General features: G+C 41.1%; 30 protein-coding genes and 1 pseudogene. 22 read left to right on the top strand and 9 right to left on the bottom strand.

Annotated features, from left to right (window positions below):
* Window positions 1–13: 13 nt before the first annotated feature.
* Entirely contained in the window at window positions 14–739 is a 726-nt protein-coding gene (gene cmoA, locus L1272_RS14380; protein ID WP_199528663.1) for a carboxy-S-adenosyl-L-methionine synthase CmoA, read from the bottom strand.
* Window positions 740–857: 118 nt separating this feature from the next.
* On the opposite strand from cmoA, the gene L1272_RS14375 reads away from it, so the two are divergent.
* The gene (locus L1272_RS14375; RefSeq protein WP_054551591.1) at window positions 858–1,538 is read left to right on the top strand and encodes a DUF3334 family protein; all 681 of its coding nucleotides are present in this window, start codon (window positions 858–860) and stop codon (window positions 1,536–1,538) included.
* Window positions 1,539–1,689: 151 nt separating this feature from the next.
* On the opposite strand, the gene L1272_RS14370 is transcribed toward L1272_RS14375, so the two are convergent.
* The 4 genes from L1272_RS14370 to L1272_RS14360 form a co-directional block, all read right to left on the bottom strand.
* A complete protein-coding gene (locus tag L1272_RS14370; RefSeq protein ID WP_199528664.1) occupies window positions 1,690–2,391 on the bottom strand; it encodes a hypothetical protein in 702 nt (233 codons plus the stop codon).
* Window positions 2,392–2,403: 12 nt separating this feature from the next.
* Complete coding sequence (locus L1272_RS14365) at window positions 2,404–2,883, bottom strand: hypothetical protein (RefSeq protein ID WP_199528665.1); 480 nt, start codon at window positions 2,881–2,883, stop codon at window positions 2,404–2,406.
* 12 nt (window positions 2,884–2,895) lie between these two features.
* Entirely contained in the window at window positions 2,896–3,021 is a 126-nt protein-coding gene (locus L1272_RS23140; protein WP_267237894.1) for a hypothetical protein, read from the bottom strand.
* Between the two features lie 258 nt (window positions 3,022–3,279).
* The gene (locus tag L1272_RS14360; RefSeq protein ID WP_199528666.1) at window positions 3,280–3,672 is read right to left on the bottom strand and encodes a hypothetical protein; all 393 of its coding nucleotides are present in this window, start codon (window positions 3,670–3,672) and stop codon (window positions 3,280–3,282) included.
* Window positions 3,673–4,015: 343 nt separating this feature from the next.
* On the opposite strand from L1272_RS14360, the gene L1272_RS14355 reads away from it, so the two are divergent.
* From L1272_RS14355 to L1272_RS14345, 3 genes are all read left to right on the top strand, one after another.
* Window positions 4,016–4,279 (top strand): hypothetical protein, encoded by a 264-nt coding sequence (locus L1272_RS14355; protein ID WP_199528667.1) that lies wholly within the window; start codon window positions 4,016–4,018, stop codon window positions 4,277–4,279.
* A gap of 87 nt (window positions 4,280–4,366) precedes the next feature.
* Entirely contained in the window at window positions 4,367–4,669 is a 303-nt protein-coding gene (locus tag L1272_RS14350) for a hypothetical protein (RefSeq protein ID WP_138599711.1), read from the top strand.
* A gap of 132 nt (window positions 4,670–4,801) precedes the next feature.
* Entirely contained in the window at window positions 4,802–5,818 is a 1,017-nt protein-coding gene (locus tag L1272_RS14345; RefSeq protein WP_199528668.1) for a DUF5924 family protein, read from the top strand.
* A gap of 37 nt (window positions 5,819–5,855) precedes the next feature.
* Here L1272_RS14345 and L1272_RS14340 read toward each other — a convergent pair whose 3' ends face one another.
* Window positions 5,856–6,350 carry a M48 metallopeptidase family protein gene (locus L1272_RS14340; protein WP_054551586.1) on the bottom strand — a complete coding sequence of 165 codons (495 nt, stop codon included), beginning with the start codon at window positions 6,348–6,350 and terminating at the stop codon, window positions 5,856–5,858.
* A gap of 22 nt (window positions 6,351–6,372) precedes the next feature.
* Window positions 6,373–7,221 (bottom strand): DUF72 domain-containing protein, encoded by an 849-nt coding sequence (locus tag L1272_RS14335; RefSeq protein WP_054551585.1) that lies wholly within the window; start codon window positions 7,219–7,221, stop codon window positions 6,373–6,375.
* A 227-nt stretch (window positions 7,222–7,448) separates the two neighbouring features.
* Between L1272_RS14335 and aspS the strand changes: the two genes are divergently transcribed.
* From aspS to L1272_RS14300, 7 genes are all read left to right on the top strand, one after another.
* On the top strand, window positions 7,449–9,218 hold the full coding sequence (gene aspS / locus L1272_RS14330) for an aspartate--tRNA ligase (RefSeq protein ID WP_054551584.1): 1,770 nt from the start codon (window positions 7,449–7,451) through the stop codon (window positions 9,216–9,218).
* Window positions 9,219–9,327: 109 nt separating this feature from the next.
* A complete protein-coding gene (locus L1272_RS14325; protein WP_054551583.1) occupies window positions 9,328–9,534 on the top strand; it encodes a hypothetical protein in 207 nt (68 codons plus the stop codon).
* On the top strand, window positions 9,531–10,121 hold the full coding sequence (locus L1272_RS14320; RefSeq protein ID WP_235373734.1) for a pentapeptide repeat-containing protein: 591 nt from the start codon (window positions 9,531–9,533) through the stop codon (window positions 10,119–10,121). Before L1272_RS14325 ends, L1272_RS14320 begins: the two co-directional genes overlap by 4 nt.
* Window positions 10,122–10,152: 31 nt before the next feature.
* A complete protein-coding gene (locus L1272_RS14315; protein WP_054551582.1) occupies window positions 10,153–10,737 on the top strand; it encodes a GNAT family N-acetyltransferase in 585 nt (194 codons plus the stop codon).
* A complete protein-coding gene (locus L1272_RS14310; protein ID WP_235373733.1) occupies window positions 10,731–11,465 on the top strand; it encodes an alpha/beta hydrolase in 735 nt (244 codons plus the stop codon). The genes L1272_RS14315 and L1272_RS14310 overlap by 7 nt, the downstream gene beginning before the upstream one ends.
* A gap of 168 nt (window positions 11,466–11,633) precedes the next feature.
* Window positions 11,634–12,476: an isopenicillin N synthase family dioxygenase gene (locus tag L1272_RS14305; RefSeq protein WP_054551580.1), complete on the top strand. Its 843-nt coding sequence runs from the start codon at window positions 11,634–11,636 to the stop codon at window positions 12,474–12,476.
* Window positions 12,477–12,648: 172 nt separating this feature from the next.
* Window positions 12,649–14,097, top strand: coding sequence for a DEAD/DEAH box helicase (locus L1272_RS14300; protein WP_235373732.1), 1,449 nt, complete (start codon window positions 12,649–12,651; stop codon window positions 14,095–14,097).
* Window positions 14,098–14,139: 42 nt separating this feature from the next.
* Here L1272_RS14300 and L1272_RS14295 read toward each other — a convergent pair whose 3' ends face one another.
* Together L1272_RS14295 and L1272_RS14290 are read right to left on the bottom strand one after the other, a co-directional pair.
* Window positions 14,140–14,892 (bottom strand): DUF3307 domain-containing protein, encoded by a 753-nt coding sequence (locus L1272_RS14295; RefSeq protein WP_235373731.1) that lies wholly within the window; start codon window positions 14,890–14,892, stop codon window positions 14,140–14,142.
* Window positions 14,889–15,503: a hypothetical protein gene (locus L1272_RS14290; RefSeq protein WP_235373730.1), complete on the bottom strand. Its 615-nt coding sequence runs from the start codon at window positions 15,501–15,503 to the stop codon at window positions 14,889–14,891. The genes L1272_RS14295 and L1272_RS14290 overlap by 4 nt, the downstream gene beginning before the upstream one ends.
* 155 nt (window positions 15,504–15,658) lie before the next feature.
* On the opposite strand from L1272_RS14290, the gene L1272_RS14285 reads away from it, so the two are divergent.
* From L1272_RS14285 to L1272_RS14235, 11 genes and pseudogenes are all read left to right on the top strand, one after another.
* Window positions 15,659–16,153, top strand: a complete 495-nt coding sequence (locus L1272_RS14285; protein ID WP_235373729.1) for a LabA-like NYN domain-containing protein — start codon at window positions 15,659–15,661, stop codon at window positions 16,151–16,153.
* A 369-nt stretch (window positions 16,154–16,522) separates the two neighbouring features.
* Entirely contained in the window at window positions 16,523–17,437 is a 915-nt protein-coding gene (gene nagK, locus L1272_RS14280; RefSeq protein WP_235373728.1) for an N-acetylglucosamine kinase, read from the top strand.
* Window positions 17,437–18,549, top strand: a complete 1,113-nt coding sequence (gene nagA, locus L1272_RS14275) for an N-acetylglucosamine-6-phosphate deacetylase (protein ID WP_138601670.1) — start codon at window positions 17,437–17,439, stop codon at window positions 18,547–18,549. The genes nagK and nagA overlap by 1 nt, the downstream gene beginning before the upstream one ends.
* 63 nt (window positions 18,550–18,612) lie before the next feature.
* The gene (nagX, locus tag L1272_RS14270; protein ID WP_235373727.1) at window positions 18,613–19,743 is read left to right on the top strand and encodes a transmembrane glucosamine N-acetyltransferase NagX; all 1,131 of its coding nucleotides are present in this window, start codon (window positions 18,613–18,615) and stop codon (window positions 19,741–19,743) included.
* Window positions 19,744–19,953: 210 nt separating this feature from the next.
* Window positions 19,954–20,748, top strand: a complete 795-nt coding sequence (gene nagB, locus L1272_RS14265; RefSeq protein WP_235373726.1) for a glucosamine-6-phosphate deaminase — start codon at window positions 19,954–19,956, stop codon at window positions 20,746–20,748.
* A gap of 112 nt (window positions 20,749–20,860) precedes the next feature.
* On the top strand, window positions 20,861–21,778 hold the full coding sequence (gene nudC, locus L1272_RS14260) for an NAD(+) diphosphatase (RefSeq protein ID WP_138601666.1): 918 nt from the start codon (window positions 20,861–20,863) through the stop codon (window positions 21,776–21,778).
* Window positions 21,779–21,797: 19 nt separating this feature from the next.
* Entirely contained in the window at window positions 21,798–22,976 is a 1,179-nt protein-coding gene (locus tag L1272_RS14255; RefSeq protein WP_235373725.1) for a cystathionine beta-lyase, read from the top strand.
* Window positions 22,977–23,091: 115 nt separating this feature from the next.
* On the top strand, window positions 23,092–23,910 hold the full coding sequence (locus L1272_RS14250) for an ABC transporter permease (protein WP_235373724.1): 819 nt from the start codon (window positions 23,092–23,094) through the stop codon (window positions 23,908–23,910).
* A complete protein-coding gene (locus L1272_RS14245) occupies window positions 23,907–24,815 on the top strand; it encodes an ABC transporter ATP-binding protein (protein ID WP_138619291.1) in 909 nt (302 codons plus the stop codon). The genes L1272_RS14250 and L1272_RS14245 overlap by 4 nt, the downstream gene beginning before the upstream one ends.
* 2 nt (window positions 24,816–24,817) lie before the next feature.
* Window positions 24,818–25,192 (top strand): PH domain-containing protein, encoded by a 375-nt coding sequence (locus tag L1272_RS14240; protein WP_054551567.1) that lies wholly within the window; start codon window positions 24,818–24,820, stop codon window positions 25,190–25,192.
* A 220-nt stretch (window positions 25,193–25,412) separates the two neighbouring features.
* Window positions 25,413–25,907 (top strand): annotated as a pseudogene (locus L1272_RS14235) (putative porin); the annotation flags it as partial.
* Between the last annotated feature and the right edge of the window lie 117 nt (window positions 25,908–26,024).

Raw genomic sequence — 26,024 nt, 5'->3', positions numbered from 1 at the left:
ATCGTTGTGATGATTACTTGATTGCAATCATCGAGCAGAAGTTAAAACATTGATACCACACTTGCGTTTGGCTAAAACCAATTTCACTTAATCGGTTTAAGTGGGTAGATAAATGATCAGGGCGCATGACATTTTCGATAGCCGTACGCTTTTGGCTGATCTCAAGCTCCGAATAGCCGTTGTGACGTTTAAAATCATGGTGTAAATCAATGAGCAAATTATCGCATTGCTCATTTTCACCTCTAATTTTTTCGCTCAGCAGCAAAACACCGCTTGGTTTTAAATTTGCGTAAATCTTTTCAAGCACCGCTTGGCGCTTTTCAGGTGGAATAAACTGCAGTGTAAAATTCATCGCAACCACAGAGGCATTCTCGATGTCTAAATCGTTGATATCACCCAGTGTAACCGTGACCGGCACTTCAGAGCGAAAACCTTGTAAATGTAATTTACAGCGCTCAACCATCGCTTCTGAGTTATCGACGGCAATAATATTACAGTTATCAGTGCGAATATTGCGGCGCATACTTAAAGTTACAGCACCAAGAGAACAGCCTAAGTCGTATAGGTTTGAATTGCTTTGCGCGTACTCACCAGCCAGCTTACCCATGGTGCTAACAATAGTTGCATAACCTGGCACCGAGCGCTGGATCATATCAGGGAAAACTTCTACTACATGTTGGTCAAAGCTAAAGTCTTTAACCGCTTGCTCAGTGGCATAAATACTGTCTTTTTGCGTCACTTGAACAGTCTCTTTAAAAAATAATACCGCTATTTTAGCATTTTTAACTGGATAGTCAGTGATAAATTCAGTAGCTTGGCTAGAATTATCAATAACAAGTACAAAAAAGAGAAGTTTAATGACAAAAAGCAAAGTGATCAGTACAGAAGATATCTTATCAACTCTGTGTCATTCTGTGACTGGAGTTCTGTCTTCAGCAAGCGGTAACAGTATTAGTTATTCTGCCATGGTTCAAAAAATTACCCGCACCTGTATGCGTCCAGATATAGGCTGTTTTGTATTGTTCGATGGTGGCTTTACCGGGCTTGTGGTAACAAACTTCACAGCGCAAGCTGCCATGGAAATTTACCATGACTACATGCGTAACATGGGAATGCCAGAAGAAGAAATTGCACAAAGCCATTTATCAGATGATGTGGCAAACGTACTTGGCGAACTGATGAACCAAATCGTTGGTGACTTTACGTCAAAAGTACGCGACCAGCTGCATACTTCTATCACGCAAAACCAACCTAAGATGATGGCAATTAATAAACAGGTGCAAATCTCTGTTGATACTACTATGGATAGACCACAAGCACGCCGTGTGACTTTCACTACAGCTAAGCAAAATATCTTCTATCTAGAATTAGCCATGGATAAAACTGAATTTATTAAACTACATGACTTTGATATTTCAGAAGCGGTTGATCCGGATGACATCATCGAAAACGAAGCTAAACAAAAAGCTGAAAAGCAAAAAGCATCATCACAAGCAGACGATGCAGATGATGATTTTATGGCAGAACTTGGTTTGTAACCCAAAGACTTGAGCTGTCAGCTATCAGTCTTCAGCCGTCAGAGAAAATAGAGGCGCGGGTTAGACCGCGCTTTTTTTGTGTTTAAATTGTTTGTTGAGTTCAATGTGGATTTGTTTATAGATTCTAAATTACACATCCATATTTAATTTTCTAATTTCGCCAGAGCAACATAGGATCTTCAACTGAGGATAATTTAGTTAGTACTACCCAATCAGTTCCTTTCCCAAACGCATCTTTTACAAACCAATCCATACGGATGAAAATATCTTGGTAACCATCATGATTAAAGTCTGCACGTGCAACTTGAGTATAATGCACCTCTAAACCATCTACCTCTACCGAAATACTGTTTTCACGTGATGCTGCAACGAACGTAAGGCTTTTATCGTAAGAAGATAAACTACCAGTTCGCCCTTCTAAACTTTCGCCTCCTAAATTGGGAATCGCCGAAGCAGGAAGGTGCTTAATTGTTTCGTAGTCAAATAATTCAGGCCAGAAACTATAGGCAGTTTTTGGTGCGTTGAAGTATCTATTTGCCCCCACACAGTTGGCTTTAAGCCATTGCCAGCGGTCATACTCCCAGTCCACAACAATATCATCGCCGCTTTGAAGTACAAAAGAGCACCCTTTAGCAAAAAATGGCTTTTTGTCAGTTCCTGTAAACTCAATATTGAATTTGATATCCTCCAAAGAGTCATTAGTCTCGATTTGTTGTTCAAATATCAAAGGGTTTAGCCAAGCAGTTTCAATGTTTTGCTGTTGTTTTGATGGTTGGTTGCTTGTAGAGCAAGCGCTTAACAAGGTAAAAATAACACTAACGTATATTCCTAAACGTAATAATTGCTGAGACATGCTTTTAACCTCTTAAGGTGTGATTGACTGTTTTTGGGCAGAAAGGAATAAGTTGCTGACATAGTTGTTTCTTGAACTTGAAATGCCAACCCTTTTACTCTCAACTGCTGCAACAATCCAGTCTTCTTTCTTAATGGCGTTATTCATTTTTACATACTGCGTACGCAGCTTTGTTATTCCCAAATTAAAGACCATATCAAGTAATGCTTTCTGTACTGAATAGGGCATTAAATCAAAGCTTTTAGCGAAGCCATTAGACGTGGTGTAATATTTAGTAAGTTCACTATAGAATTTTAAAATGTGTTTTTCTTTTTGCGCTACTATATCATGGTCTTTCATAATTAAAGTTGTATGCAATTTGTAAAAATTTGCATTGCGACTAAAGCCATAGGGTTGCTTTTTTATCGAGTCATACTCAGCTTGCTTCTCAGCTAATGAAGCTAACACAAGCGTGTTGTTTGAATTATTTTTATACATGACAACTGATGCCATGGCTGCTTTGTTTTAAATTAGATGACCGATTCCCACAGTATCTAATCCTCTGGTATCAAGATACAAATGAGGAACTCGTCCTTCAAACTTCTCAGTATTTTTAATAACCTCTGTTTTTACGTTTGCATTTAATGGCATTAGATATTCCTTTCTTTACCTTTTATTTTATTAGGAGTTAATTTCAGTTATTAACAAGATTTAATATTAACTGGAAACTAACTTTTCAATTGTATATTGGGCTTATATTGGGTTCAGTTATTAATTTGATATTAATGCGAGGTTTGTTGAATCAATAAATGGGTGGCGTTATGTGTATTGTTATAAAATGCTAAATAGTAAATAAATGCAGGGTGGAATGCGATTTAAGTTGCAATTTAACATTTTTTAATGTGTACGTTACAGAACCTTTTGTAACCATGTTTTCTCATCTATTTTCAGATAAATTGCGCTAGTATTCTCAGAAGCCAATAATATCCCGTTAGGAAAAGAAGTTACTCTAAAATTAAATTTTTCTGTCTGCATTATTGAAAAAATAGAAACATATAAATCGTTTTTTGAAGCTTGAATATCACCCTTAGACTCTAAAATATTCAACATCATCTCGAATGCTTCATCTAGGCTCATTGATGAGTGTATAGTACTGGATGAAATTGCTTCAGCACCTCGACACTCTGAATAAAAAGTAGTTTCACCTAGTTGCATTGACTCTGCACATTGCTCTGCTTTTGCGCAGCCAATAGAAAGTAATGATAAAGAAAGTATTAAAGTGAATTTCAATTTAACGTGCATAATCTACCTCTATTCTCCAACCCCTCCACTGTGAAAAAATAATTTCAAGCATTTTAGGTGTTCGACTGAAGTTATCCAAGTTTGATTGAATAGTCAAAAGTGTTTTTATTTAACATGAGCTTTCAGCCGTCAGATAAAATAGAGGTGCGGGTCAGGCCGCGTTTTTTTGTTTTGAAAAGGCTATAAGACTTAGTGTTCTATGTTGAGTTTATTTCAACGCTGAAATTCAATTGAGGGTACTGAACCCTAAGTTTGAAATATGGTTTTTCAGCTTTCATTAAGTTAATGTCTTGGTGTGTAATACATAAATTAATCTACTGAAATAACTCAATAGGCAATTGAATTGAAGTTTAATCACATATACCAAGATGTTATTGTCAATGAAGTGAAGTTAAAACGCGCTGGGAGTGAGTTTCAAGTGTTTGTTACATTCCAAACTCAATCGGAGACTCTACATGTTGTACTTAATGGAGTCCGAGAGATTGATAATATTTCTGATTTGTTAGAAGCAAAACAACTTTGGCTCGAATATAGCGAATCTGATCAAGCTGAGTATGGCAAATTTACCCTAGGTATTTCACATGAGTTAAACGGAAATTTGCTTTGACTCATTAGGTTAAGAGCCTTGTAAGCTACCTCGGTATAAAAATAGTGCTTGGTAGCAATTGCTTACATTCTTATGTTGAGGAAAATAATGCTGCAAGAATTAGATAATTGGAGAAATTCAAAATCTAAAATTTTGACAATTGAAAAGCTCAAGGTGGTTCTCTCTGCTCAATTGGGTGAGCCAATTAAAGCTCAATACATCGAAATTAAAGGCAATGGCCTTATAGCAAGAGCAACACTTTGGGAAAATGGTAATCTTGTATTAAAAGCTATGTGTTGTCAGTCTGATAAGCAGGTAATTTTAAAACATCTGAATTCATGTGAGGCATGGCAAATTGACGATGAACTTAACTGGTGGTTGAGTCAAATTGTTATTTACGAACCTTCATAATCGATACAGTTGAGTAATTAGTCTTGGCTCAAAACTTACAGCTTAAAGCTTTGAACTTAAAGCTTGTTTTAAAGCCTACATTCATCCAATTTATGCTTTACTCATAAAGCCTTAAATGGATTTGATGATTGCATGAATTACTTAAAAAACTTTATAACTAAATTTGTTTTCATGATGCAGAAGCGGCCGGGGTTGATGGCGGTGTTGGCTTTTTGTAGTGGTGTGGCAAGCTATGTCTTTGTTGAAAGAAAAGAATCGTTTTCGCAGCTTATCTCTATTTTGTTATTAGTCACTTGGTTGTGGTTGTTAATAGATAACTGGCTAAGAGATAAAGTAGAGGAGCGTTTTGGTGTGGCGGTGTCGCCTAATGTGATGCGCTTTGCGCTGCAAGTTGTGCAGCAAGAAAGTTTGTTTTTTGCTTTACCATTTTTCTTAGCAGTGACAACCTGGGACCATGGTCAGGCCGCGTTTACCGCTTTAATTATACTTTGTGCATTCGTTTCTGTTGTTGACCCCCTTTATTATAAAAAGCTTGCAAGGCACAGTGTCTGGTTTAGTGTGTTTCATAGCTTTTCTTTGTTTGTCGTGCTGTCGGTTACCTTACCAATTTTATTAAAGTTAACGACCAGCCAAAGTTTTGAAATTGCACTAATAACAGCGGTTATTTTAACGGTCCCCAGTCTTGGCAATTTGATGCCCAATGCGAAATGGTGGCGTTTCCCGTTGTTGGTGTTATTGCTTTGTACATTAGGTGCTGGGCTTTGGCAATTACGTAGCTTTGTGCCACCTGCGGCACTGCGTTTAACCGATATGAGTATGTCATATCAGTTAGATGCACAGGCTCGTAAACCGCTTTCGCCAATAACAGAACTCACTGAGCAGAGCTTACATGAAAACGGTCTATATAGTTTTAGTGCGGTAAAAGCACCGCGAGGGTTAAATGAAAAAATTTTCCACGTTTGGGTGCATAATCGAAAAGAAGTTGACCGCATAGCCTTGGATATTTCTGGTGGTCGTAAAGAGGGCTATCGAGCGTGGAGCCATAAAACGAATTTCCCTGCTAATGCTGCAGGGAAATGGGTCGTCAAAGTGGTTACCGAGTCTGGGCAGCTGATAGGGCAAAGAAGGTTTGAGGTTTCAGAAGTTTAGCTGTCAGCTTTCAGCCGTCAGTTTTTAGCTGATAGTTTTAATACGGATTTTTCCCTTCACCTACCAACACACTGAATATTCTTAAATCTAGTTCTAGTTGATGATATTGCGGCTCCATGTGGCAGCAAAGTTGATAGAAGGCTTTGTTGTGGTCTTTTTCTTTAAAGTGAGCCAGCTCATGTACGACGAGTGCTTTGAGAAGTGGTTCAGGTGCGCGAAGCAGGTCGCTATTAATGGCAAGATCGTGTTTTCGGGTTTTACCTTGCATACGAAAAGTATGGGTGCCTAAGGCATTTGTGACCATATCGCCTTGTTTTTTGAATGCGGCACGACCAAAAGGCAGGGCATTTTTAAGGTAGCGCTTTTTTAGTTCAGTGGCGTAATTGTATAAAGCTTTATCGCTGGTAATGCTATGCGCATCAGGGTATTTGCCTTTAAGGTATTTTGCGGCCCTGTCGCCATTAAATAGCTGTAACACTTGCTCAATGATTTGAGGCGGGTAACCTTGAAAATAACGGCTGTAATCTTTCATGTTTTCTCTGATAAATCGGGCGCTAAAATAAACTGCTTTGGCTTGCTTCGCGTTCACCTATAAAAGGTGCAAGCACGGGGTGATTGTAACCTAAATCTTGGCAAAACTGTCTTGCTAAAAGTGGTGACTGGCGATTATCTGCGGTATGAAAAAACAAATAGGGTGATTTTCCTTCATCAAGCCACTGTTTTACTTTTTTCAGCCATGGCTGGTAATACGACTTGTATTCATGTTCAAGACTGGCAATCACAAAGCGCAGCATAGGCTGATTTCCTGTTGCAATGGCATGCACAGGTAAATAAGGCTTTTTCTTTTGCGCATCAATGAGTGCATCGGTATCGGCGGGAACAGCAAATAAAGCGCGGGTATCCATGCTGATGCGATCTATATTATTTTCAATTAACAGCTGATTTAAACGAATTTCAGCATCATCTTTATTAAAAAAGCCGGGGTGACGTACTTCTACACCGTAACTAAGTTGTTTGGGGAGTTGTGCAATAAAATTTGCAAGCAGGGGTAGGGCATCTGGTTCAAAGGCACGGGGTAGCTGTAACATAATTTGCCCCGTTTTAGCAAAAATTGGCTCAAATAAGTTTAGCCACGCATTAAGCTCACTAGTTATATTCGTCAGCTGTAATTCGTGACTAAAACGCCGATGAAACTTAAAAGTAAATTTAAAGTCTTCGGGTACCGCATCATGCCAGCGCAATAATGACTCATGACTTGGATCAGCATAAAAACTGGTGTTGCCCTCGACTGAATTAAAAGATTGCGCATACTCACTGAGCATGTCGGCGCTTTTACAGTGACTAGAGAGTAAATTTCCTTTCCATGCGGTGCTAGACCACTGCGGACAACCTAAATACAGCATTAAACCAACCAATAAATTTAAACTTTAGCTAGTGTATCAAAAGAAATGTTTGCTCAGAAGTCGAGGTATATATTTAGCCCCCGACAGGCACTGCTGGCACTCGCATTTTGCGATGGTTTGGGTATAATGCTCTGCCTTAAATGATTACTTTGTATAGTGGCTTTTGCTCTCAAAATAGCGAACTCTTAAGAGCAGGCGGCTATAAGTCTTTAACTGACAGGAATACTATGCGCTCTATATATTGCGGACAGCTAAATAAATCTCACGTAGATCAAGAAGTTGAACTATGTGGTTGGATCAACAAACGCCGTGACCTTGGTGGTCTTATCTTCGTCGATTTACGTGACAGAGAAGGTTTAGTACAAGTTGTTTTTGATCCTGAAGTAGAAGGATTAATGGATACTGCGAATAAACTACGTCAAGAGTTTTGTGTGCAGTTAAAAGGTGTTGTTCGCGCACGCCCTGATAGCCAAGTAAATAAAGACATGGCAACAGGTGAAGTTGAAATTTTAGGCACAAGCTTAACTATCATCAACCGTTCTGAGCCATTACCACTTGATTTTAATCAGCAAAACTCTGAAGAGCGCCGCTTAAAATACCGTTACTTAGATTTACGTCGTCTTGAAATGAGCGACCGTATCAAACTTCGTGCAAAAGCGAGCAGCTTTGTGCGTCGTTTCTTAGATGACAACGGTTTCCTAGATATCGAAACACCAGTACTAACAAAAGCAACACCAGAAGGTGCCCGTGACTACTTAGTACCTAGCCGTGTTCATAAAGGTAGCTTCTACGCTTTACCTCAGTCACCACAGTTATTTAAACAATTATTAATGATGTCGGGCTTTGACCGTTACTATCAAATTGTTAAATGTTTCCGTGACGAAGACTTACGTGCTGACCGTCAGCCAGAATTCACACAAATCGATTTAGAGACGTCATTCATGAGCTCTGATGAAGTGCGTGCAATGACTGAGAAAATGATCCGCGAAATGTGGCAATCATTACTAGACGTTGACTTAGGCGACTTCCCAGTAATGCCATACAGCGAAGCAATGCGTTTATATGGTTCTGATAAACCAGACCTACGTAACCCAATGCAACTTGTAGACGTTGCTGATTTAGTAAAAGACGTTGAGTTTAAAGTATTCTCTGGTCCTGCTAATGACGAAAAAGGCCGTGTTGCTGTATTAACTGTACCAGGCGGTGCTGAGCTTTCTCGTAAACAAATCGACGATTACACTAAATTCATCGGTATCTATGGCGCGAAAGGCCTAGCATGGATGAAAGTGAACGACCGTGCAGCGGGCGTTGAAGGTGTACAGTCACCAATCGCTAAGTTCTTAAACGAAGAGGTGATCAACCAGTTACTTGAGCGTACTAACGCACAATCTGGCGACATCATTTTATTTGGTGCTGATAAGCGTAACGTTGTAAACGAAGCGATGGGCGCGCTACGTCTTAAGATTGGTGTTGATTTAGGTATTACTGATCTTGATAGCTGGAAACCATTATGGGTAGTTGACTTCCCAATGTTCGAAGAAGACGACGAAGGTACATTGCATGCGGTTCACCACCCATTCACTGCACCAAAAGGTATTTCTCCTGAAGAGCTTGAAGCAAACCCAGCTGGTGCACTATCAGATGCATACGACATGGTATTAAACGGCTACGAAGTTGGTGGTGGTTCGGTACGTATTCACAATGCAGAAATGCAAGAAACAGCATTTAGAATTTTAGGTATCGAAGCGCAAGAGCAGCAAGACAAGTTTGGCTTCTTACTTGATGCACTTAAATACGGTACGCCACCGCATGCAGGTCTTGCGTTTGGTCTTGACCGTTTAGTTATGCTGTTATGCGGTACTGATAACATTCGTGACGTTATTGCTTTCCCTAAAACAACGCAAGCATCATGTTTATTAACAGATGCACCAAGCAAAGCAAATGCAGATGCATTAACTGAGCTTGCACTTGATGTTGTAGCGAAAGACGCTGAATAATTCATAATAACCTGAATTATAAGGCTTAATGAATAATAACCCTAAGGTGTATGCCTTAGGGTTTTTTTGTGCTTAAATGAATATTTGGTATGTTCTTCAAGGAAAGAGTATGAATATCAGTGCAACTTTTTTAGGTTATTTTGTACTTGTTCTGTTCCCACTGTTTGCCGCTATCAGCTATTTCTTAGGTAAGCGTAAAACCTCAACACCAATCGTGGTGGTCGTTATTGGTGGGTTACTAGGGCTAATTCCATTGTTTGGTCTTATTTTTATTGCTGTACTTGCGCTTAAACAAGATATTGAGACCACCGCGTGATTGCAAGCCATTCCCTTTATTTTGAGCATACCTTTGAAGCAAACCTTGCAGGGCAAACATTTTCGCATTGCGAATTTGAGCAATGTGAATTTATCGACTGTGACTTTAGCAATAGTCAGTTTGAAAACTGCCGGTTTATAGAGTGTGAGTTTAAAAATTGTAATTTAGCTACGCTTGGGCTTAGATACACCTCGCTTGAAGAAGTAAGCTTTAAACAGTGTAAATTAACCAGTGTTCGTTTTACTGATGTTGATTGGCCGCTACTCGCCAGCCGTGCTCCAGTGAGTTTTGTTGGCTGTGAACTTAGCCACAGCAGCTTTTTTGAACTTAGTTTAAAAGCTTTAAAAATGCGTAGCTGTTTTGCCAAAGATGTTGATTTTAGACATGCAGATTTAACATCTGCTGATTTTACTGATACGGACTTTCGTGACAGTTTGTTTCAACAAACCAACCTCAGTAAAGCTAATTTTATTGGTGCCAGTCATTTCGCCATTGATATAACAGCTAACAATATCAGTAAGGCCAAATTTGAACGTTATGCCGCTTTGGATTTATTAGCAGGGCTCGATATAGAGCTGGTGGATTAAATATTATTACTAATTAAGGTTAAGGAAAGTTATGGATTTAAGCCCCATCACCTTAGAAGGTCAATTTGTTAAATTAGTGCCGTTAACGCTTGAGCACCGTGATGCTTTAGTAAACGCCGCTTCAGATGGAAAGCTTTGGGAGCTTTGGTTTACCTCAGTGCCCAATGAAGAACGTGTTGACGATTATTTAAATATGGCGTTTGAACAACAGTCACTTGGTCGCGCAATACCATTTGCTGTCATCGATAAACACACCGATGAGGTGATAGGCTCAACTCGCTTTTGTAATATCGACAGTAAAAACCGCCGTTTAGAAATTGGCTATACCTGGTATGCCAAGCGTTTTCAGCGTACTGGGGTTAATACTGATTGTAAAAAACTGCTACTGAGTTATGCATTTGAAATACTTAATGTGATTGCTGTTGAGTTTCGTACCCATTGGCATAATCAGGCTTCGCGCAATGCCATTGCTCGCTTAGGGGCGAAACAAGATGGGGTGCTTCGTAATCACCAAATAATGGCTGATGGATGCGTACGCGACACCGTGGTGTTTTCAATTATTGATGGTGAGTGGCCTATGGTTAAACGTAGTTTAGAATTCAAATTAGCATGTTAAATATTAAAAAGCCGGCGCTATTGCTCGCTTTAACGCTTTGCGGGCAAACAGCCTTTGCAAATCAAACAGAGACACTGTTTGATACTGAGCGGGCACGCCATATTCCGGTGACCATTACAGCAGCCGATAGCAAATGCACGATAAAGACAAAATGCCCCGTGGCGTTTATTGGGGCAGGCTACGGTATGGCACATACAGACTATCAATTTGCCCAGCAGGCCTTTCATCAGCATGGTTACTTAACGGTTGAAGTGGCTCATGAGTTAAAAGGCGATCCGAGTTTAAACCCTGAGCCACCCTACATGACCACACGCATGGAAAACTGGCACCGCGGTGTACAAACCCTTGAGTTTTTAGCCGTAGAACTTGCAAAGCGATACCCTGCGTATGACTTTAATCAGCTCACTTTATTTGGGCACTCAAATGGCGGTGATATTGCAGCGTTATATGCCGCTATTTATCCTGCTAAGGTGGCTAAGCTGATCACCCTTGATCATCGCCGTATGCTGACCCCAAGAAACAATAATATTGCTGTACTGACACTACGCGGTAGCGATTACCCAGCAGATGACAACGTATTGCTAACGCCGCAAGAGCTCGCTGTATACCCAGTGACGCAAATTAAGCTTAAAGATTCGCACCATAACGATATGTATGATGGTGGCCCAAAAGCGCTTTTAGAACGAATGAGTAAAGAGCTCAACGCATTTTTACTTGCTAATAAATAGCAAATGATTTGTTGCTTGATCTGTATCAAAGTTAAGGAGCTAAGCAAGGTGGGGCGGACATAAGTCCTTATGTTTTTGCCTGTGTTTCTCTATCCTCGCGAAGCGCTATAATGAAGAAATGCTATGCTTAGCACAGACTTCTTGAACCTTATTCACTGGAAAAGACAAATGCAACATTTACCTACCGTTGATTATAAAGCGAGCGATGCGGCCGCTCAATTTGTTGAGTCACTAAGAAACACAGGTTTCGGTGTATTAAAAAATCACCCAATCCCTCAGTCATTAGTTGAGTCTATTTACAAAAATTGGCAAGAATTCTTTAATTCTGAGCAAAAGCACGAGTTTTTATTTTCAAAAGAAACACAAGATGGTTACTTCCCACCATCAGTGTCAGAAGTTGCAAAAGGCTTTACCGTTAAAGATATTAAAGAGTACTACCACGTTTATCCAAAAGGCCGCGTTCCAGCACAGCTAGAAGAAGAAATCCGTGAGTACTACCGTTTAGCCAATGAGTTTGCAGCAACATTATTAAGCTGGGTTCAAGCTGAGGCACCAGAAGAGGTGCGTGCTAAGTTCTCTATCGACCTTAAAGATATGATTGCTAACTCTGAGCAAACACTCCTGCGTATTCTTCATTACCCACCAATGACAGGTGATGAAGAACCAGGTGCAATCCGTGCAGCAGCGCATGGCGACATCAACTTATTAACTGTATTACCTGCGGCGAATGAGCCAGGTTTACAAGTACAAAAAACAGATGGCGGTTGGTTAGACGTACCATGTGATTTTGGTAACTTGATCATCAATATTGGTGACATGCTACAAGAAGCGTCAGGTGGTTACTTTCCATCAACGATTCACCGTGTGATCAACCCAACGGGTAAAGCGTCAACGAAATCACGTATTTCGTTACCACTATTCTTACACCCGCGTCCTGATGTTGTGCTTTCTGAGCGTTACACAGCAGACAGCTACTTACAAGAGCGTTTACGCGAACTGGGTGTTAAGTAAAGATTGAGTATGAGAACAAAGCGGCATTAGAGCCGCTTTTTTTATGCCTGAAATTTGTCTGCTAAGTTCAGTATTAAGTGTTAGTTTGCAAATAATTCCATGCATTATTGACTATCCTAGGTATAATGCGCGCACTTCGCCGAATCGGCTGAATTTTTTAAAGAGAGATAGTATGAGTTTTGATGGGTTAGGTTTATCACCAGCTTTAGTAAATGCAGTTTTAGAAAAGGGCTATGAAGCACCTACGCCTATTCAATCACAAGCTATCCCTGCGATCATTGAAGGCCGTGATGTTATGGCCGCAGCGCAAACTGGTACAGGTAAAACAGCAGGTTTTACACTGCCGTTAATTGAGCGTTTGTCAAAGGGCCCTAAAGCGGGTGGCAATAAAGTACGCGCATTAGTATTGGCTCCAACTCGCGAGTTGGCTCTACAAGTAAGCGAAAATGTTGAGCAATATGCTAAGCATTCAAATGTTAGCTCATTTGTTGTTTATGGTGGCGTTAAAATTAATCCGCAAATGATGCGCCTTCGTAAAGGTGTTGATATTTTAGTGGCCACACCTGGTCGTTTATTAGACCTACACAATCAAAATGCTGTTAAGTTTGATGATTTAGAAGTGCTGATCCTTGATGAAGCCGACCGTATGCTTGATATGGGCTTTATTCATGACATCAAACGTATCATTGCTAAATTGCCTGCTAAACGTCAAAACTTGATGTTCTCAGCGACTTTTTCTGACGAAATTCGTGAACTTGCAAAAGGGCTCATTAACGACCCCGTTGAAATTTCAGTCGCGGCAAAAAACACTACAGCTAAAACCGTTGCTCAATCTGTTTATGCGGTAGATAAATCACGTAAAACAGCATTACTTAGTCATTTGATCCGTACTAATGATTGGCAACAAGTATTAGTATTTTGCCGTACCAAGCATGGTGCAAACCGTTTAGTTAAGCAGCTTGAACGCGATGATATTGTCGGCGCTGCGATTCATGGTAATAAATCGCAAGGCGCTCGTGTTAAAGCACTCGAAGGCTTTAAATCCGGTGAAGTGCGCGTACTAGTTGCAACTGATATCGTTGCCCGTGGCCTGGATATTGTTGAGCTACCGCACGTTGTTAACTACGATCTACCGAATATTTATGAAGATTACGTTCACCGTATTGGCCGTACAGGCCGAGCGGGTGCATCGGGCCATGCTATTTCGTTTGTAACAGTAGATGATGCCGACGATTTATATGGTATTGAGCGCTTTATTGGTGAGCTTATTCCGCGTGCAACCGAAGCAGGTTTTGAGCCAAGCAAACCGGTTGCTGAAAAGCCGCTAGATACGCGTCCAATTAAGCCGAAAAAGCCAAAGAAACCGAAAAAGCCAAAAGTACCAGCTCAAGATGGTCAAGGTGCAGCAAAACCTGCACAAAAGCCAAAACCTAAATCGCAAAAGCGTCCTTCACAAGGTAAGTGGCAGGGTAAGGGTAAAGAGCAAAGCCAAAACCAAAAAGGCGCTAACAACGGGAATAAATCAAATAACACTAAACCAACAGGTAATAAACCTGCGGGTAATCGTCAGCGTGTATCGGGGCCATCTCGTCCAAGACGTAAACCCGTTGCGGATAGTTAAACTCATTTAAAACAAAAAACGCGCAATTGCGCGTTTTTTGTTTTAAATGAGTTTAATGCAATATAAGGTGGCGACACCAATAAAGAGTGTCACGGTGACACTTAACAAAGTGCCCAGCATGACATATTCAGTGAGTTGTTTTTCGCTACTTTCTTTTAAATCACCAAATCGAAAGATAGACTTGGCCGCCAGCAGAAAACCCACGCCGCCGTATTCACCTAGCAAAATAAAGCTCAACATCAACACTCGCTCGAGCAAGCCAATAAAATGCCCCGCTGCAGGAATACTGCCTTCATTGTTTATCTGAATATTGATTTTCTCCAGCATCATGCGAATAAACACAGAGCTTGGGTTAAGCACCAATAAATAAGCTGCAATAACAAACAAAGTATCGAGGGCAATCAGCTTTTGCCACGCTAAGCTATAAAATTCATTCTTATCACTAAGCCAAACGCTCAGCATTACAATCACAACAAGATGTGCCAACTGGTCGAGTAAAAACGGCACTACGCCTTTATTTGAATATGACTTTGCCAAGTCAATGACATAGTGGCTTAGCATAATCGCACCAGCTGCTATCAGTACACGAGAGAACTCTTGCCAGCCGTAGGTGTATTCCCACAGTGTGAGCAACGCTAAAGAGGTCACACCATGCGTCAATACGTGCAAATAGAGCTTACTGGCACGAAAGTGACGGTTGTTTCTATCGTGCACCCAGCTCATTGGCTGCCAATAAAAGTCAGCAAGTAAGTGGCCCAGTACTAACGCGGTGAGTAGTAGAGCAAAACTGGTCATAACAATCCTTTGAGTGTGGTTTGGCTATAATTTATAAAGCGCTCGATAAGTTGATAATGGGCTAGGTTGAGTAACTTAGTGACATTCTCTCGGCTAGTATTAAGCTCTTTGGCAAGCTCTGCATGGCTATTATTCTCGGCGGTTAAATAATAAAACAGGGCATTAGCCTGCTTTTGACTCATTTTTTCAAGCAGGACTTCAACAAGCGCAATATTAAGCGCAAAGCCTTCTTCAAGGGCGTTATTTTCAATATTTAACACTAAGCGTTGCTGGCTCATATTATCTAAACCACGGCCAGATAAGGTATAAGCACTGCCTGTGGCTGTTTTAATATCGGCGCGTGGGTTGTCGAGTGAGCCAATAGCCAAGCTTTGTCGCAGCTCGTAATTGGCTGCTTTCATTTGCAAATACAACAAGATTGCTGCATGACATACAAGCTCTGGCTCTGTTAGCTGTATTTGCAATGCATCGCCACGGTAAATGGTAAAGCTTGCATAAAAGCGCTTAGCAACAAAGCGCAAGCTTTGATCAAGCTGATAAAGCATGGCGTCGTATTCTTGCTGTGGAATTTTTTGTGATTTAATTAAATCACCGCTGATCACCGCAATCATTATGATCCCTTAGATTAAGTAACTTAATTTAGTTACATCGCAATAAGTAACCAAATTTGGTTACTTTGTTTTATGTAACCAATTTAGGTTACTTTTTCGTAAATATCAACCTAGATATGCTACAGTGAACACAAATCACTAAAAACAGAAAATTTATGTCAGCAGTTGATAAGCCAAAAGTCGGTATCTTTGTAGATGTACAAAACATTTATTACACCTGTAGAGAAAGCTACAAGAAAAACTTTGACTACAATGCCTTTTGGGCACAAATGAGCGAACTCTACCAAATTGATTGCGCCATTGCGTATGCAATATATCGTGGCGATGAAAAGCAATCGCAGTTTCAAAATATTCTGCGCGCAATTGGCTTTGAGGTAAAACTGAAACCTTTTATTCAGCGCAAAGATGGCAGTGCGAAAGGGGATTGGGATGTTGGCATTACCATTGACATGCTAGAGCATGCTAAGCAGCTCGATAAAATGGTATTACTTTCGGGTGATGGTGATTTTGCATTATTACTTGGTCACTTATCGAATAAGTATCAGCTACCGTGTGATGTCTATGGGGCAGAGTACCTCACAGCAGATATTTTAAAGCAAGCTGCTGCTGAATTTCATTGTATTGATGATTCACTGTTACTCTCAAGGTAAAAAATATTCCTATAAAAATAAAATGTTTAACTAAAGTATTATTTCAGCTAAGCTAACATTAGCTACACTTGATGATAAATAAAGGAATAGTCACGCACAACGCACTAAATTATGCAAAAAAGCATAAATAAAGGTGTAATAGGACATTGTTGATGTGGTTTCTAATTTTCTTGTCTGTTAAATAAAGCGTTTTAATTCAATAAATTAAAAATAAATATGAAAGTTATACGAATTTTTATAAAAAATATAATGACAACGCTGTCATTTGTTGTGTAACATTAAATCAACAAAGGTTGAGATGATTTCGCATTCTGATAAGAAAAATAATGCGATTTAGACAAAAACTAAACGAAGGCTAGGGGTCGTTAAATGATGGCGAAGAGTGTGAGTGAGGACCAATTGTTTATTGGTATTGATGGCGGCGGAACGAAATGTCGCGCAACTATCTACTCTGTTAAACAAGGTGTATTAGGAACTGGCCTAGGTGGTCCTGCAAATCCATTACATGGTTTGGAACGTACTCTCGAATCAATTATGGTCTCAACACAATTAGCACTTCGTGATGCGGGTTTACCGCTTGAAACCGTTCATCAGCTTTATGCCGGCTTAGGTTTAGCAGGCGTAAACCTACCAAGTTTGTACGACAAGATTATGGAATGGGAGCATCCATTCAAACAAATGTTCCTCACCACCGACTTACATACAGCCTGTATCGGCGCCCATGAAGGGAGTGATGGTGCGGTGATCATCACAGGTACTGGCTCATGTGGTTTCTCATGTGTAAATGGTCGCACAACTAACTTTGGCGGTCATGGTTTTGCTCTAGGCGATAAAGGCAGTGGCGCCTGGATGGGTCTTGAAGCAATAAAAGCGACATTACTAGACCTTGATGGCCTAGGCGAAGCAACAAATCTGACTAACGTGATCACCGAGCATTTTGCAGCTGACAATGCGATGGCGATTGTTGAAAAAATGTCTGGTCAGCCTTCGAGTAGTTTTGCCAAATTAGCCCGCTATGTATTTGAAGCAGCCAATAACAATGACAAAGTTGCGGTTTCGATTGTTAAAGAGGGTGCTGATTACGTCAGTAAATTAGCTCAGCGTTTATTAGAGAATAACCCGCCACGTTTATCTATGATTGGCGGTTTAGCTGAGCCATTAAATAAATGGCTTGCAGAAGATATTGCGAAACGCGTTGAATCTCCTATTCAACCACCGGAAATGGGCGCTGTGTATTTTGCTCAGCAATCTGTGCTTGAACAAAACCAAGAGGTAAGTTTGTAATGACGATTTATCATGCAAGTTCATTGTTTACCGGTGACGAATTTTTATCTGATGTGTATTTTAGCGTCGATAATGGTGTATTTAACCGTGTTGAAGCAGATGCTAATGCCGTTGCATTAACGGGGTTAGTGGCCCCCGGTTTTATTGATGTGCAAGTGAATGGCGGTGGCGGGGCGTTTTTTAACGCTGAACAAACGCCAGATTGCTTAGATAGAATAGCCAAAGCACATGGTCAGTTTGGTTCAACAGCGATTATGCCAACGCTGATCACTGACCAAGTCGAAGTCATGGCAAAAGCGGCCGATGCAACTGCACAAGCAATTGCTGAAGGTGTTCCGGGCGTAATGGGTGTGCACTTCGAAGGACCGCACCTTTCATTGCCGAAAAAAGGCACCCACAGCGAGCAATTTATTCGCCCTATTACAGAGCAAGAATTTGCAATTTATGCCCGCCAAGACTTAGGCATTAAAATGGTTACCTTAGCACCTGAGAATGTCAGTGCTGATGATATCGCGCGCTTGGTTGAGTGTGGTGTAAAAGTATCAATTGGCCACACCAATGCAGACTTTGCGACCACAAATGCAGCACTTGCTGCAGGGGCAGATGGTTTTACCCACTTATTTAATGCTATGTCAGCATTTACATCGCGAGAGCCTGGTGTTGTGGGTGCTGCACTTTGGGATGATAACAGCTGGTGCGGTTTAATTGTTGATGGTCACCATGTACACCCATCATCAGCTAAATTAGCAATTCGCAGCAAACAGCGCGGAAAAATTATGTTAGTCACAGATGCAATGCCACCTGTGGGGACTGATGATATGGAGTTTGATTTCTTTGATGGCCGTAAAGTTATTCGTACTGGCGATAGATTAAATTCAACGACCGGTGAATTAGCAGGCAGCGTACTTGATATGGCAAGTGCGGTGCGCAACACAGTGAACACATTGGATGTTAGTCTTGCTGAGAGCTTACGTATGGCATCACTTTATCCTGCACAATATTTAGGTTTACATAAAAAAGGTCGCTTACTGAGCGGGTTTGACGCTGACTTTGTAGTGTTAGACGCACAGCAAAATGTACAAGCCACCTTTATTGCTGGAAAAGCGCTATAACAAGCTTCCCTGGTAAAAACCCCGCCGTTGTATCGCGGGGCTTTTTCTATTTAAGGTAATACAATGACAACAACACAACCAACAAGAAAACGTTTGGCATCGCTGGATGCACTGCGCGGCATGGATATGTTTTGGATATTAGGCGGACAGTCACTATTCGCAGCGCTCTTCGTTTTAACTGGCTGGACTGGCTGGAAAGTTTTTGAAGCACACACAGTGCACAGCGTTTGGCATGGCTTCACATTTTACGATCTGATTTTCCCATTGTTTATATTCTTATCGGGTGTTGCGATGGGGTTAGCCCCGAAACGCATTGACCATTTACCGTTTGATGAGCGCAAAGTGTATTACCGTAAGGCGGGTAAACGTCTTTTACTATTGTGTTTATTAGGTATTTTGTATAACCACGGCTGGGGCACAGGGATGCCGATGGCGTTAGATGAAATTCGCTATGCCAGTGTGCTTGGCCGCATCGCTATTGCGTGGTTCTTCTGTGCAATGTTGGTTTGGCATACTGGTTTACGAACACAAATTATTACCGCTGCAGCTATTTTAGTGGGTTATTGGTTACTACTTTGTTTTGTTCCAGTGCCGGGTGGCAGTGCTGGTGACCTTTCAGCTGCAGGAAGTTGGAATGCATGGTTTGATGCATATTTACTGCCGGGGATTAGTTATCAAAACCGTGTGGTAGACCCAGAAGGTGTGTTGTCGAATATCCCTGCGATAGTTAATGCATTAATGGGTGTGTTTGCAGGTCAATTAGTGGCACGTGCTCAGCAAATTGGCGAGTGGAAAATGACCGCCTTATTGTTCGCCGCAGGTGTGGTAAGTGTATGCTTAGGCTGGTTATGGGATTTACAGTTCCCAGTAAATAAAGAACTTTGGACCAGCTCATTTGTGCTTGTGACCGTTGGCTGGAGTGCCATATTGCTCGCCGTATTTTATGCACTGGTTGATATTTTACCGGGGCAACGCGCTGCGTATCCATTTGTGATCATAGGTGCAAACTCGATTATTATTTATTTAGCGTCAAGTCTAGTGAATTGGGGTTATGTAAGCCAAAGCGTATTTGGTGGGGTGGTTCGAGCTGTGCCAGCGGCATGGCAACCCCTGATGGCGGTGATTGCGTTATTAGCAGTACAAATGCTGGTATTGCATTGGATGTATCGCCGTAAGATCTTTGTTAGTGTTTGATAATTATTAAACACTAACAGAAAGAGTAATTTTTTATTCACTTTTACTTTACAAAGATAAAACTAGAAGTGATAATGACAGCGTTGTCATAATGGTTGTAGCTACTGCATCGTATCCTGGCAGTGGTTTGATCTAAAACCCAGCTCGATTGCACGTGTGGTTGGGTTTTAGGTCCCATTTTTTTCCAACTTATAATTAGAGCTAATCGATATGCAAATAGTGATTCTTGATGATGCAGCCCAAGTTGCAGCGTATGGTGCCAACATCTTTGCTAAACAATTACTAAAAAAACCAGCCTCGGTACTCGGTCTTGCCACAGGTTCAACACCTGTTGCTTTGTACCAACAACTGATCGAAAAAAATAAAGCTGGCGATATTTCGTTTAGCCAAGCGACAACATTTAACTTAGACGAATACTTAGGTTTAACTGGCGAGCATCCTCAAAGTTACCGTTACTTTATGAATGAGCAGCTGTTTAACCATGTTGATATCGACAAACAAAACACCCATGTACCGCCGGGTGATGCAGTAAATCCGCTTGTTGCTTGTACTGAATATGAGCAAAAAATCACAGCGGCTGGTGGTGTTGACGTACAACTACTTGGTATTGGCCGTAATGGTCACATCGGTTTTAACGAACCTTCATCAGGTTTGACATCACGCACCCGTGTAAAAACACTGACGAAAGCGACGATTGAAGACAATGCACGATTTTTTACAGAAGGCGAATATCAACCGCATTTATCAATCACTATGGGCATTGGCACTATTTTAGAAGCCAAAAAAGTTGTGCTTTTAGCAACGGGTGCAAGTAAAGCGGATGCCGTTCATGCCATGGTAGAAGGCCCGTTAATGGCTAAATGCCCAGCTTCAGCACTGCAACTTCATAAAGATGCGGTGATCATCATTGATAAAGCTGCCGCGAGTAAATTAGAAGATTTAGAGTTCTATCAGCATATTGAAGCTGAGAACCAAAAACTACAAGCGCATCTAGCGACCTTGTAAAATTGTGAGAGAATAAAAAAGCCCAGTTTGGGCTTTTTTTATGCCTGTAATAAATTGGGTTTATTATCCGCTTATGGTAGTTTTAGCGAGTAAACTATTTTCAAGGAACGCCATGCTGAATTACTCTCAAATGCCATTGGATCGTGCATCAAATCGCCGTAAAGATCCAAAGTGGTTAAAGGCTCAAATGAATTCTCAGAGTCGCTGGTTATTGGTCAATAACAATCAAAGTTTATTTGTTAAAGACAGTCCTGAAGTGTGTTATTTACGCTTATCTCAAGTGGATCATCTCGATTTATCAAAAGGCATTTTATTGGGTTTAGACGACGATGATGTGGCGCATTTTGCTTTAGATGTCAGCCATGTTCCAGACTCACTCATTGAGCCTATGCTTAATGGCGCTGAATTTGTTGATATTCGCAAGTTAGGCCCACAAGTTGAGCTAAAACAAGGCTCGATTGCCGCACTGGCAAGGGGCTTGTGTTTTTGGCACGCAACGCACCGTTTTTGTGGTCGTTGTGGTCATGAAAATAACATGGTTGAAGCAGGGCATTCACGTTTATGTGAGAACCAAACTTGCCAGCATCAAACTTTTCCGCGAACTGATCCTGCGGTGATTATGATCGTGACTAAAACCTTTTCAGATGGAGTTGAGCGCTGCTTACTAGGCCGTCAAGCAAGCTGGCCTGACGGTGTTTTTTCAACTCTTGCTGGTTTTGTTGACCCAGGTGAAACACTAGAGCAGGCCGTTGCCCGCGAAGTCATGGAAGAAGCCGGTGTTGCGGTGACAGATATTCAATATATCGCGTCACAGCCTTGGCCATTTCCATCATCAATCATGTTTGGCTTTATGGCCACAGCGGTTTCAGAAGATATTCAGGTAGATAAAGACGAGTTAGACGATGCGAGATGGTTTAGCCGTGCTGAACTTAATGAATTCGGCCAATGGCATGAGCAGGGTAGCCATCTTAAACTAACCCGACAAGATTCTATTTCTCGATTTTTGGTTGAGCACTGGCGCAACCTGTAAAGCACAGCTTGGACAAATTATGACAAAGACAAATAAAAATACCCAAATCGTCTCTGCAGGGCGTAAAAAAGCATATACACAAGGGGTTGTGAACCCTGTGGTGCAACGTGCATCAACAGTGGTATTCGATTCAGTGGCTGATTTAAAAGCAGCGGCGAAGAAACGGGGCGACAAAACGTTATTTTATGGCCGTCGCGGTACGACGACACATTTTGCTCTGCAAGAAGCAATTGCTGAACTTGAAGGCGGCGAAGGCTGTGCGCTATATCCATCAGGTGCGGCTGCAATAAGCAATGCGCTGCTATCGTTTGTAAAAACAGGCGATCATATTTTAATGGTGGATACCGCTTACGAGCCAACCCGTGATTTTTGCGACAAAATACTGGCTGGATTAGGTATTGAAACAACCTATTACCCACCGGGAATTGGCGCAGGAATTAATGAGCTTATCAAAGATAACACTCGCGTATTGTTTTTAGAATCACCAGGCTCAATCACTATGGAAGTACAAGATGTGCCAGCCATGGTTGCTGAGGCTAATGAGCGCGGTGTAATGACCATGCTAGATAACACATGGGGTAATGGTCTGCATTTTAGACCGCTTGAGCATGGCGTAGATATTAGTATTCAAGCAGCGACAAAATACATTGTTGGTCACTCTGATGTGATGATGGGTGTGGCGGTCGCTAATAAAAAGTATTGGCCAACCCTTCGAGAAAATTCATACCTACTAGGGCAATGCACCTCTGCAGATGATGCTTATTTAGCGCTACGTGGTCTGCGTACTATGGCTGTGCGTTTAAAACAGCATGAACAAGCCGCCATCGAAGTGGCTAAATGGCTTGAAACACACCCATTGGTTGATCATATTCGCCATCCCGCTTTTGCAACGTGCCCGGGTCATGAGTTCTTTAAACGAGACTTTGATGGCAGCAACGGCTTATTTTCATTTGTAATGAAGCAGGGTAATCAACAAGCAATTGATGCGTTTTTAGATAGCCTGCACCATTTTAAAATGGGCTTTTCTTGGGGCGGCTATGAGAGCTTGGTCACGGCAAACCTGAGCATGAAAGGGCTTCGCTCTGAAACAGGTTGGTCACAAGGCCCGGTAATAAGGCTACACATTGGTCTTGAAGATGTGGCTGATTTACTAGCCGATCTTGACCAAGCGCTTGCAGTGTACGAAAGCCACCTCTAGGTTAAAAGTTTATACTTTGTTACATAAGACCCGCTTGTCGGGTCTTTTTTTTCTGGTAATTCAAGCTGTTTCAACTTAGTGTAATTCTAATAATAAAATTCATTAAGGATTATGAGTGACGCAGTTACATCCTAAACGCCTTGCACAAATTGCCCAATTTGAGCTGGTACGACTATTTCTGACCAAACGTGGTTTGTTGGCGGTTGCCGCTTTTGCCATTTGTTGGCTACTAATTTTACGCTATCCCATTGCCCAATCTGTGACCTTGATTAGCTCACCTGATTTTGCCGACTTTGCAAGGCAAGCATTTGGCGCCATTGGCATCAGTAAATTACTTGATTGGCCTGAATCTGAACTTGCCGTTTATTGGCTGATTGCTTTATTTAGTTTCCCAAGCTTTTGTTTGTTTTTATGTAGTGACCAAACAGTGGGCGACAGACAGCGAGGTACGTTACGCTTTTTATCGCTAAGAGCGACTCGTTCAGAAATTATTATTGGCCGCTTTTTAGGACAGCTACTCATTTTAGCAGCATTGTTGTTTGTTACCTTGATGGCAACGGTTGCAATGCTCGGCTATCGTGAGCCAAGTTTACTGCTTTCTGGCTTATCGCGAAGCTTTATGTTGTTGTTTTATTTGCTTGTTGCGGTTATGCCATTTATTGCCTTGATGAGCTTTTTAAATACATTTGCCCGTTCATCGCGTCTTGCGTTTGTTTTGGCTATTTTGTTCTTTGCTGGCGGTAATATTGTGATTGGCTTACTAACATGGCAATGGCCTGCATTTGAGGTTTTAAATTACATATTTCCGGGCTATCAACTTGATTTAATGGCAGGTCAACGTGCCGGCATCACATTGGCTCTAGGTTTACCACTTTTACAAACGGCAGTGCTACTGGTTGCTGGGGAACGAATTTTTGCAAGGAGCTCATTATGACCGTTTTAATTCAAGCACAAGGCTTGTCAAAAAACTACGGGGCTAAACGAGCGCTCGATAACGTTAGCTTTGAGATAAACAAAGGGGCACCGGTAGCGCTAGTTGGTCCTAATGGTGCAGGTAAAACAACGTTATTCAGTTTGTTATGTGGCTATATTTTACCTAGCTCAGGAAAGCTATCGGTAATGGGGTATACCCCAGGCAGTGCGGCGTTATTTGGTAAGCTAACCGCGTTACCGCAAGATGCCCAGCTTGATCCTCGTTTTAGTATTGCGCATCAACTTAACTTTTATGGCCAATTACAAGGGCTCAGTGGTGCGGTTCGTAAAAAAGAAACGGCTCGTGTTTTAGAGCTCGTTGGTTTATCAGAAGTGGCTAAGCAACGACCAGATGATCTTTCTCATGGTATGCGTAAGCGAGTGACGATTGCACAGGCATTAATTGGCTCACCTGAAATAGTGATGCTTGATGAAGCAACTGCAGGCCTTGATCCAATTCATGCTCGTGAGGTAAGGGAGCTGGTAAGTTCTTTAAGTAACGAAGCAACATTTATTTTAAGCTCCCATGACTTAACTGAACTTGAGCGTTTATGCTCACAAGTTTTACACCTCGATAAAGGGGTGTTAAGTGAGCATCAAGCCCGTTCTAGCACGCAAGATAATAAACACTTTATTACGCTGCAGTTAAATCAACACTATGATGATGTAGAAGCAAAGCTTGCTGGCCTTGCCGATGTACATCATGTTTATATGAGCCAAGCAAAAGAATATGTAATCGAGTTTGAGAAAACCGCAGAGCCTTTTGACATCAATCTTCTACAATTTTGTTATCAGCAAGGTTGGCAGTATCGTCAACTGGTAAATGGTCACACACTCGAAAATCAAATTTTTCATAAGGAGAGCTAGTTATGGGTCTATTAAGTGGATTAATGGGTAATGCAAGTGAAGTCGATAACGACGACTTAGAAGAGCTGCTTGCTAATACATTGATTGATGGTGAAACAGTTCAAAAAGCCTATAAAGTTATTCGTGATATGTTCATCTTTACTAATAAAAGATTAATTATCATAGATAAACAAGGTGTTACCGGTTCTAAAGTTGAAATGCTGAGTATTGCTTACTCAAAAATTACTAAGTTTAGTAAAGAAAGTGCCGGGCATTTTGACCTAGATGCTGAACTGAAAATTTGGGTTGGTTCAGATCCAACGCCAATCAGTAAAGACTTTAAAGCAGGAGATAACATTAATGAGGTTTATAGAATTATAAGTCAATTTGCTTTATAAAGTACTGACAAATCTTGTTTTTTTATTAAAAGTTGGCTAAAAGATGAAAGTTTTGGCCAACTTTTTCTTTACATTTACCGATACTTTATTACAATTAATCAAGTAAAAACAAACGCTTAGTTAAGTTTCCATTCAGTTTTCTGACGTTAGCATGTGCCCAACTTAGCCATCAGGCTAGTTTTCAACAGCAATGAAACAATGTTAATAGGGAAATCTGTTTATGAAAAAGTTAGCAGTTATTATTTCGAGTATGCTTCTGTCAACTGCCGCGACTGCTGCGGATAGTTACCAATCAATTAGCCATTTAGGATACAAGGACACCGATGGCAACGACACTGTAAGTGTTGATTCAACTTATTACTTCGCACCAAAGAAAACGATGGGTCCATACGACCAGTTTGAATACATCAACAGAACAACTAACGTGTTTGGTTCGTACGCAGATGATGACTTTGGTGATGTGACTAACATCGGCGGTGAGTACTTCGTACAAGATTTTGTAATCGGTGCGGGTTACAGCAATTACGATTACGGTTCAGACACTGATTTATTCAATCTGTCTGCGGGTTACTTCTTTAACCCTAACCTTCTTCTAAAAGCGACTTTCACTGATGTTGAAGATGGTGATAACTATGTAATGTTCGACCTTAAGTACAATCATCAAATTAACAGCACTGATTACTTAGGTTTCACGTTCACTGCAGACGGCGTTTTTCAAGGTAGTTGTCGCCTGAGCTGTTAAGCTGCTTCTTTTTTATTCTCCGGATTTAACTCCACGCTTCCGATCTTATCCCAGTTTCTGGTCTCACCAGACCAACGACTTGGATTTCTC

The organism is Pseudoalteromonas sp. PAST1, from assembly GCF_021532515.1.
GTDB classification, from domain to species: domain Bacteria; phylum Pseudomonadota; class Gammaproteobacteria; order Enterobacterales; family Alteromonadaceae; genus Pseudoalteromonas; species Pseudoalteromonas simplex.
Note: the sequence above shows the minus strand (reverse complement) of the source record. Positions and strands in the feature narration are given on the sequence as shown.